At 74.5% G+C, this 8,341-nt stretch carries 6 protein-coding genes; 5 read left to right on the top strand and 1 reads right to left on the bottom strand.

Going from position 1 to position 8,341, the window contains the following annotated elements; translation table 11 throughout:
* The first annotated feature begins 705 nt into the window (after positions 1 to 705).
* Complete coding sequence (locus tag ABT048_RS31515) at positions 706 to 1,197, top strand: hypothetical protein (protein WP_350524960.1); 492 nt, start codon at positions 706 to 708, stop codon at positions 1,195 to 1,197.
* Between the two features lie 7 nt (positions 1,198 to 1,204).
* On the opposite strand, the gene ABT048_RS31510 is transcribed toward ABT048_RS31515, so the two are convergent.
* Entirely contained in the window at positions 1,205 to 2,629 is a 1,425-nt protein-coding gene (locus ABT048_RS31510) for an AfsR/SARP family transcriptional regulator (protein ID WP_350524959.1), read from the bottom strand.
* 130 nt (positions 2,630 to 2,759) lie between these two features.
* Here ABT048_RS31510 and ABT048_RS31505 point away from each other — a divergent pair, with 130 nt between their 5' ends.
* From ABT048_RS31505 to ABT048_RS31490, 4 genes are all read left to right on the top strand, one after another.
* Positions 2,760 to 5,678, top strand: a complete 2,919-nt coding sequence (locus ABT048_RS31505) for an AfsR/SARP family transcriptional regulator (RefSeq protein ID WP_350524958.1) — start codon at positions 2,760 to 2,762, stop codon at positions 5,676 to 5,678.
* A gap of 134 nt (positions 5,679 to 5,812) precedes the next feature.
* The gene (locus ABT048_RS31500) at positions 5,813 to 6,727 is read left to right on the top strand and encodes a CAP domain-containing protein (RefSeq protein WP_350524957.1); all 915 of its coding nucleotides are present in this window, start codon (positions 5,813 to 5,815) and stop codon (positions 6,725 to 6,727) included.
* A 49-nt stretch (positions 6,728 to 6,776) separates the two neighbouring features.
* Complete coding sequence (locus ABT048_RS31495; RefSeq protein WP_350524956.1) at positions 6,777 to 7,646, top strand: peptidoglycan-binding protein; 870 nt, start codon at positions 6,777 to 6,779, stop codon at positions 7,644 to 7,646.
* Between the two features lie 37 nt (positions 7,647 to 7,683).
* Positions 7,684 to 8,268, top strand: coding sequence for an RICIN domain-containing protein (locus tag ABT048_RS31490; RefSeq protein WP_350524955.1), 585 nt, complete (start codon positions 7,684 to 7,686; stop codon positions 8,266 to 8,268).
* Positions 8,269 to 8,341: the final 73 nt, after the last annotated feature.

The raw sequence follows: 8,341 nt of genomic DNA, 5'->3' as shown, positions 1-8,341 counted from the left end.
ATCTGAGGCCGGGGATGTCAACATATCTGGCGTTGACTTTTGGCACGCTGTTGAGTTCTCAAGGAACGGACGCTTCCTTCGGACCGCCTTCCAGCAGACCCTCCGGGCTTCGTTCTCTCGTGTTTCCAGCTTATCAGATGTTTTCCGCTCCGTTTCCGGGGCTTCGTTCATCCGACTTGCCGGTGTCTTCCGGGGCTTGACGCCCTGTCCGACGTTTCAAACTCTAGCCGATCAGTGCTCCGAAAAGCGAATCGGCCGCAATCCGATAAAACGACACACCAAATACATGCCGAGCCGCGACGCGGAAATGCGAACGCAACCCAGCCCGAACCTGGGAAGTGGTGTTTCAAGGGATTGGCCGCCCCGGGACCGTCCGCGCTGTTGCGTGTCCGGTGCTCCCTGCCGAGCGACTAGAGAACAGTACTCCTCCTTCGCGCTCAGGCCAAACGCCCCTGCCAGGCCCCACCCAGGCCCCACCCAGAACCCCACCCCGCGCCCGGTCCCGAGGCGGCCGGATCCGCGCTCGGCGTCCCGGCGGCGTCCCGCCGGCGCCCCGCCGGCGCCCCGCCGACGCCCCGCCGGAGCGCCGGCCGCTCGCGCCTCAACGCGGCGTTCATCGTTTGTCTATCGCCTCCCACCAGGATCGTCCCCGCAGGGTGCCCGACACGATGGCGGGCGCCCCCGTTCGAGAGAGGTAGCGGGGACATGAAGGCGACGAAGACACTGCAGCGGCTGGCGATCGGGGCGGCGACCAGCGGGCTGGCGCTGGCCGGGGTGCTGGTGGGAGCAGGAAACGCGACCGCGGCGATCGGCGACTACCAAGCGGTGCAGATGCCGGAGCCGGGGATCCTCTACAAGGGTTACCAGCTCAGCGCCGGCGACACCCGGCTGGTCATGCAGGACGACGGGAACCTCGTCATGTACGTCACCGACCCTTCCGGTGCGGTCACGGCCCCGTGGTCCAGCCACACCGTCGGCTGCGGCGACAGGACGATCATGCAGGGCGACGGGAACCTCGTCGTCTACGATCGGGCCGGCAAGCGCTGCTGGGCCAACGACGTGTACAAGACCGGGCCCGGCACGGCCTCCCTCGAAGTGCACAGCGGCGGCGGTCTCCACATCAACATGGGCGCCGGCAGCACCAACTACTACATGAACCAGCTCACCCTCCGGCTGGGCTCCTCGGACCCGTACTAGAAGGCCCTCATCCCCGTTCGGCGAGCCACCTCACCAGGTCCGCCACCGACCACCAGGGCCGGGCCGCGAGCCGTGTCGCCGCCGTCCGCAGCAGGACGGGCAGGTGCCCGCAGAGGCCGGCCAGCTCCACCGCCGCAGCCGGCTCCCGGCTGATCCGCTCCACGCCCACGATCCGCGCCAGCAGCTCGTGGGCGTCGTGCGGTTCCAGCGGTCCGACCGCCAGTCGGACCGCCTCGGCGGGCAGCACCTCGGGGTCCGCCCCCGTCACCACGGCCGCGCACCCCGGTACGGCGGGCAGCAGCGGTGTGGGGTCGGCCGCCCCGTCGAGCACCACCAGCACCCGCCGCCCGGCGAGCGCCGCCCGGTAGTGCGCGGTCAGCTCGCCGACCGGGGCGCAGCCGGCGGGCCGCTCCCCCAGGGCCCGCAGGAAGGCCGCGAGGATCGTGCCGGGGTCTCCCCCGCCCGCGTACAGCTGCCCGTCCGGGAAAGCGTCCTGGACGCCGTGCGCGACGTGCACGGCCAGCGCCGACGTCCCGCAGCCCGCCGGGCCCGACAGCGCCACCACCGGCGAACCGCCGGCCGTGCGGAGGACCTGTTGGGCCTGCCCCGCCAGGCCGGCCCGGCCGACCAGATCGGGGATGTCCGGCGGGAGCTGGCCGGGCCTCGGCAGCCGCCGCAGCGACATCGGGGCCTCCCCACGCCGGATCCGCTCGGCCAGTTCGACCACCACCGGCGCCGGTTCGAGCCCCAGCTCCCGGTCCAACCGTTCCCGCAGCGCCTCGTACACCGCCAGCGCCTCCGCCGTGCGGCCGCAGCGGTGCAGCGCCAGCAGGTGCAGCCGGTGGACCTCCTCGTCCTGCGGGTGCGCAGCCGCCAGTACGGCCAGCGACTCCACCACGTCGGCGTGCCGCCCGAGGGCCACCTCCAGGTCGAACAGCGTCTTCACCAGGGCGAAACGGCCGGCCGACAGCCGTTCCCGCGTCCGCTCCGCGAACGCCCCGGGCACGCCGTCCAACGCGCGGTCGCCCTCCCACGTCGCGAGCGCCGCCACCAGCAACTCCCGTGCCCGGGCCGGATCCTCGTGACGCAGCGCAACGGCCTCCGCCGTCGCGCCCTCGTAACGGAAGAGGTCCACCGCCTCCCGCGGCACCGCCAGCCGGTACCCGCCCGCGGCCGCCACCAGCAGCTCGGGAGCGCCGAGCGCCCGCCGCAACCGGTGCGCATGGGTGCCGATCTGCCCCACCGGATCCTTCGGCCAGCAGGTGTCGTCCTCGCCCCACAGGCCCTCCACCAGCCGGTCCGTCGGCACCAGCTGCCCGGGGGCGAGCAGCAAAGCGGCCAGCACGGCCCGCTGCTGCGGCCGGCCGAGGTCCACCTCGCGGCCGTCGCACGTGGCGCCCAACGGCCCCAGCACGCGGAATTCGAGCCGCACAGCCCACCCCTCGAAGCTCGGAATCCGGTGCACAATCTGTGACAGAGCATAGGCCGCCGGGGTATGGGGGCGCCGCTGTCCGGACGGAAGTGGCGGAATCACGGCGCAGGGACGACTCTCGGGACGGGACATGGACGACATGGGGGGATCCGGACTGCGGTTCGGACTGCTGGGGCCGCTCCGGGCCTGGTACGGGGAACAGGAACTGGAACTGGGCAGACCGCAGCAGCGGGCCGTGCTCGCCGTGCTGCTGGCCGCCGCCGGGCGGACCGTGGCGGTCCCGGTCCTGGTCGAAGGGGTGTGGGGCGGGGCGGCTGCGCCCGCCGACCCGCGCAAGGCCGTCCAGCTCGCCGTATCCCGGCTGCGCAGCGCGTTCCGGCCGTACAGCGACGCCGACCCGGACCGGCCGCCACTGGTCCGGGTCGGCGACGGCTACGCGCTGCGGGTGCCCGGGGCCGCGGTGGACGCGGCCGCCTGGGAGGCGCTGCTGGCCGAAGCCGAACGGCTGCGGGCGGCGGACGCACCGCCGCGGGAGGTCCGCGAGGTGCTGCGGCGCGCCCAGCAGCTGTGGGTCGGCGAGCCGCTCGCCGGATTGCCCGGGCCGCACGCCGACGCCGTCCGGGCCCGGCTCGCCGAGCAGCGGATCTCGGCCAGGGAGACCCGGCTGGAGCTGGACGCCGAACTCGGCGACCGCACCGACCTGACGGCGGAGGCCGAGGCACTCGCCCTGGAGCACCCCGGACGCCCCCGGCTCACCGCCGTCCTGATGCGCGCCCTCTACCAGTCCGGCCGCAAGGCCGAGGCGCTCGCCGTGTACGAGGACGCCCGCCCGTCACTGCCGCCGGACGCACCGGGCCCCGCCGAGGTGCAGCTGCGCATCCTGCGCGAGGACGCCACCCTGCTGCCCGCCGGGGCCGCGTCCGAAGCCGCCACCGACGCCTGGCAGGCGCCCAACCAGCTGCCCTGCGACCTGCCCGACTTCACCGGACGCGACGACGAGGTGGAGACCCTCGCGGACCAGCTCTCCGCGGCCGGCGGACGCGCCGTCGTGGTCTCCGCCCTGGACGGCATGGGCGGCGTCGGCAAGACCACGCTCGCCGTGCACGTCGCCCGGCAGATCCGTGCGCGGTTCCCCGACGGGCAGCTCTTCGCCGACCTGCGCGGCGAGGACCGCACCCCGCCCGACCCGGGAAAGGTCCTCGCCGGATTCCTGCGCGTCCTGGGCGTCGACCCCGCGGACGTCCCGCCGGACACCGGCGAACGCAGCGCGCTCTACCGCTCGGCGCTGGCCGGGCGACGCGTCCTGGTCGTCCTCGACAACGCCGCCGATTCCGCCCACGTCGAACCGCTGCTGCCCGGCTCGGCCGGCTGCGCCGTGCTCATCACCAGCCGCCACCGGCTGGCCGGTCTCGCCGGGGCGCACCAGTTGCGCCTGGACACCCTGCCGCCGGAACGGGCCCTGGAACTGCTCACCCGCATCGTCGGCGCCGAACGCGTCGCCGCCGAACCCGCGGCCGCCGAGGAGGTCGTCCGGGCCTGCGGGCTGCTCCCGCTCGCCGTCCGGATCGCCGCCTCCCGGCTCGCCACCGACCCCGCGCTCACCCTCGCGGCGCTCGCCGAAGGCCTGCGCCACGAACACCGGCTGGCCCAACTCAGCGACGGCGAACGGACCCTGGAAGCCACCTTCGCGCTGTCCTACCGTCGCCTGGCACCCGAACTCGCCCGCGCCTTCCGCCTGCTGTCGCTGCCCGACGCCCCCGACCTCCCGCTGCCCTGCGCCGCCGCCCTGCTCGGCCGCGACGAGGACGAGGCCGACCGGCTCCTCGAAGAGCTCGTCGACCTGAACCTGCTGCACTCCCCCCGGTTCGGCCGCTACGGCTTCCACGACCTCGTCCGCGCCTACGCCCGCGGCCGGCTCGCCGCCGAGGAGAGCGCCGCCGAACGGACCGCCGCCACCGACCGGCTGCTCGACTTCTGCCTCGCCACCGCCCGCAACGCCGACCTCGCCGCCCGCAAGGCCGAGCCCGCCGAGCTCAGCCTGCTCGGCGCACCCGTGGCCGTTCCCGGCCGGCCGATCGCCGACGGCCCGGAAGCCGTGCAGTGGATGCGCGACCAGGCCGAGGTGCACGCCGCCGTCATCGCGCTCGGCTGCGCCGATCCGGCCCTGCCGCTCGACCGGGCCGCCGAACTCGCCGACCGGATGGGCGCCGTGCTGCCGGAACGCACCCAGACCACCGTCATCGTCGACCTCGCCGGAGCCATCGCCCGGCAAGCGGCCGCCCGGGGCGAGCACGGGCCGCTCGCCCTCGCCCGCTACCTGCGCGGCAGCATGCTCTGGCACATCAACCGCTACGCCGAGTCCGAGGAGGAGATCGGCCGGGCCGTCGCCCTGTCGGACGGGGACGAGCGGACCGAACGCGTGCTCGCCAAGGCCCTGGTCACCCTCGGCAGCAACGCCCGGACGCACGGCCGGTACGCGGAGGCCGCCGAACACGCCGGCCGCGCCGCCGGCCTGTTCCACCACCTCGGCGCCCAGCGCGCGGAGGGCAGCGCGCTCGGCGAGTTCGCGTTCAGCGCCGCCCAGACCGGGCGCCTCGACGAAGCCCGGGACGCCGCCGAACGCAGCGCCCGCCTGATGAGCGCCTCCGGGCCGGTCTCCGCGGCGATCGGCCGCTACTACCTCGCCCGGGTGCTGCGGCTGTGCGGCGACCCGGAGGCGGCGCTGGACCACGCCGTCGGTGCCCGCGAGGAGTTCACCGAGCTCCAGGTCACCGTGTTCGCGGCCGCGGCCGGCGACCTCGCCGCCCGCATCCACGCCGAGGCCGGCCGCTGGCTGCTCGCCGTCGACTCCGCCGAGGCCGTCCTCCCGCTCGCCCGCCGCACCAGTGCCGCACTGGAGGCCGGCCTGCTGCGCACCCTCGGCACCGCGCTCACCGGCCTCGGCCGCCCGCGCCAGGCCCGGGCCTGCCTGGCGGACTCCCTGGAGGTGTACGAGCGGCTGGGGCTGTCGGAGGAGGCCGCGCAGGTCAGGGGGCTGCTGGCGCAGTAGACGCGGCATCAACGCGCGCTGCTGCTACGCGCGTTGACCGCCCGTCTGCCGCGATCCTGGAACGTCCTCCTCGTCAGGCCCCGGGCCACCGCGAACGCGGCCCGGGGCGACACCACAGACGAGAGGCGCAACCCATGCCCACCCTCCCGCAGCACGGCCAGACCCTCACCCTCAGGTCCGCCAACGGAACCGTCGCCGACGTCCGTTCCAGCCAGACCGCCGCCGGCACCGCCGTCCAGTCCTGGGGCGCCAACGGCACCGCCGCACAGGGCTGGACCTTCTGGTCCAAGGAGAACGGCAGCTTCCTCCTGGAGACCCAGCTGACCACCGGGCGGCACGCCCCCGGCCAGGCCATGGTCATGGACTACAACTACTCCATCGGCCAGGCCTGGCTGTTCAACGAGCACAACCAGCCCAACCAGCACTGGTGCTTCGAGCCCGTCGACAACGACTGGGTCCGCATCCGCACCACCCGCGCCGACGAGGGCGCGCTGTTCCTCACCGCCGCCGCCCCCGGCTCCCCGCTCACGCTGGGCCGGCAGGACGACGGCAACCCGGCGCAGCGGTGGCAGCTCGTCCCGGCCGGCGCCGGCGGCGCGGGCGGCGCGGGCGGCGCGGGCCGACCGCAGCCCCAGCCGCAGCCGCAGCCCCAGCCGGGGGGCGGCGGTGACTTCCGCACCGAGATGCTGAACGCCGTCAACGCCGAGCGCGGCCGGGTCGGCGCCCCGGCACTGCTCCTGGACGACCGCCTCGGCTCGGCCGCCCAGCGCCACGCCAACGACATGGCCTCGCACGACCTCACCCAGCACGACGGCACCGACGGCAGCTCCCCCTGGGACCGCATCCGGGACGCCGGCCTCACCAACGTGGCCGCCGCCGAGAACGTCACCCCGGGCAACAGCGTGGGAGAGGCGATGCAGATGTGGATGAACAGCCCGCACCACCGGGACAACATCCTCAACCCCACCTACAACCGCCTCGGCGTCGGCTACGCCCCGCGCCAGCGCGGCAACTGGGGCCGCTACGTCCAGACCTTCGCCAAGGTCTGAGACCCCGACCGGCACCTTTCGAGCATCGAGCAACAAGGAGTCCACACCCATGTCCTCGAACGCGGCGGACCTGATCCGCGTCGCCCGAGACGAGGTCGGCTACCACGAGGGCCGCAGCGGCGGGCACTGGAACAACGTCCAGAAGTTCTCGCCCGCCGTCTCCGGCCTGGAGTGGTCCCAGGGCGAGGCCTGGTGCGCCACCTTCGTCGCCTGGTGCGCCCAGGAGTCCGGCAACGCCGGCCTCTTCCCGGTCAGCGCCTCCTGCGCGGAGGGCGTCGCCTGGTTCACGGAGCGCGGCCGCTTCACCGAGTACCCGGTGATCGGCGGCCAGGTCTTCTTCGGGCCCGGCGGCGGCAGCCACACCGGCATCTGCATCGCCTACACCGGCTCCACCATCACCACCGTCGAGGGGAACACCAACGACGGCGGCAGCTCCGAGGGCGACGGCGTCTACATGAAGACCCGTGACCGCCGCTCGGACTGGGTCCACGGCTACGGCATCCCGGACTTCGCCGGCGGCGTGGTCCTCGCCGACCCGGAGTGGAAGGACCGGCCCGGGGCGATCTACTTCGGGCAGGAGGCCTCCGCGGACGACAGTCCGAGCGGCGGCGCGGCGTCCGGCGGCGCCCCGGCCGGCGACTCCGGCCCGGCGGGCGACGCCGGCGGGGACGGCTTCGAGCCCTTCCCCGGCGCCGACTTCTTCCACGACGGCCGGCACAGCGACGTCGTCACGCGGATGGGCGAGCGCCTCGTCGCCGAGGGCTGCTCGGCCTACGCCGAGGGCCCCGGCCCCGAGTGGTCCGACGCCGACCGCGAGTCCTTCCGCAACTGGCAGCACAAGCTCGGCGACTCCGGTCCGGACGCCGACGGCATCCCCGGCCCCAAGCAGTGGGCCGCGCTCCGGGTCCCGCGCGGCTGACGCCGGGCCCGTCCACCACACCAGAAGGAGAACACCGATGAGAACCACCACGGGAACCACCGGCCGCACCCGCAGGGTCCTCGCCTCGCTCGGCGCCGTCGCGGCCGTCGCGGGGGCGGTCGTGGCCGGTGCGCCGGCCGCGCAGGCCGCGTCGTCCGCGCAGGCCGGCTGCGAGCTGTCGCCCTCCCTGCACAGCCCCGCGAAGATCTACAACGGCGCCGCCGGCGTCCTCGACCTGCCGCAGAACAACGAGGCCAACGGCCAGCGGATCGGCGTCTACTCGTCCAACGACTGGTCCTCCGCCCAGTCCTGGTTCGTCTGGGGCTACTGCGACGGCACCACCGCCATCTCGCACGGCAGCGGCGGCAAGGTCGTCGACCTGGACACCGGTTCGGGCTCCGTCCGGCTCTGGGACACCCCCGGGGGCTGGGACGGGCTCAACCAGCCGGCCGGGGACTGGATGCCGGCCGACCAGAAGTGGCGGCTGACCGACGAGGACCGCGGCTGGTACCTGGTCCGCAACGCGGCCACCGGGCAGTGCCTCCGGGGCAACGGCGTCGGCCAGTACACCTCGATGGCGAACTGCAACGTCAGCGACCCGGCCCAGCGCTGGATGCTCTGACCCACCCCCGGGGGCCCGGGTAGGCTGGACGGCACCCCGCGCGACGTCACCCGACGGGCGACACCCGTCGGGG

This window comes from Kitasatospora sp. NPDC096140, assembly GCF_040303045.1.
Classification (GTDB): Bacteria; Actinomycetota; Actinomycetes; order Streptomycetales; family Streptomycetaceae; genus Kitasatospora.
The sequence above is the reverse complement of the archived record's forward strand: the minus strand, read 5'-3'. Positions and strand labels throughout refer to the sequence as shown.

Excerpts from the sequence above, each read along its gene's own strand:
- ABT048_RS31515 (WP_350524960.1), top strand. The coding sequence starts at position 706 with ATGAAGGCGACGAAGACACTGCAGCGGCTGGCGATCGGGGCGGCGACC.
- ABT048_RS31505 (WP_350524958.1), top strand. The coding sequence starts at position 2,760 with ATGGACGACATGGGGGGATCCGGACTGCGGTTCGGACTGCTGGGGCCG.
- ABT048_RS31500 (WP_350524957.1), top strand. The coding sequence starts at position 5,813 with ATGCCCACCCTCCCGCAGCACGGCCAGACCCTCACCCTCAGGTCCGCC.
- ABT048_RS31495 (WP_350524956.1), top strand. The coding sequence starts at position 6,777 with ATGTCCTCGAACGCGGCGGACCTGATCCGCGTCGCCCGAGACGAGGTC.
- ABT048_RS31490 (WP_350524955.1), top strand. The coding sequence starts at position 7,684 with ATGAGAACCACCACGGGAACCACCGGCCGCACCCGCAGGGTCCTCGCC.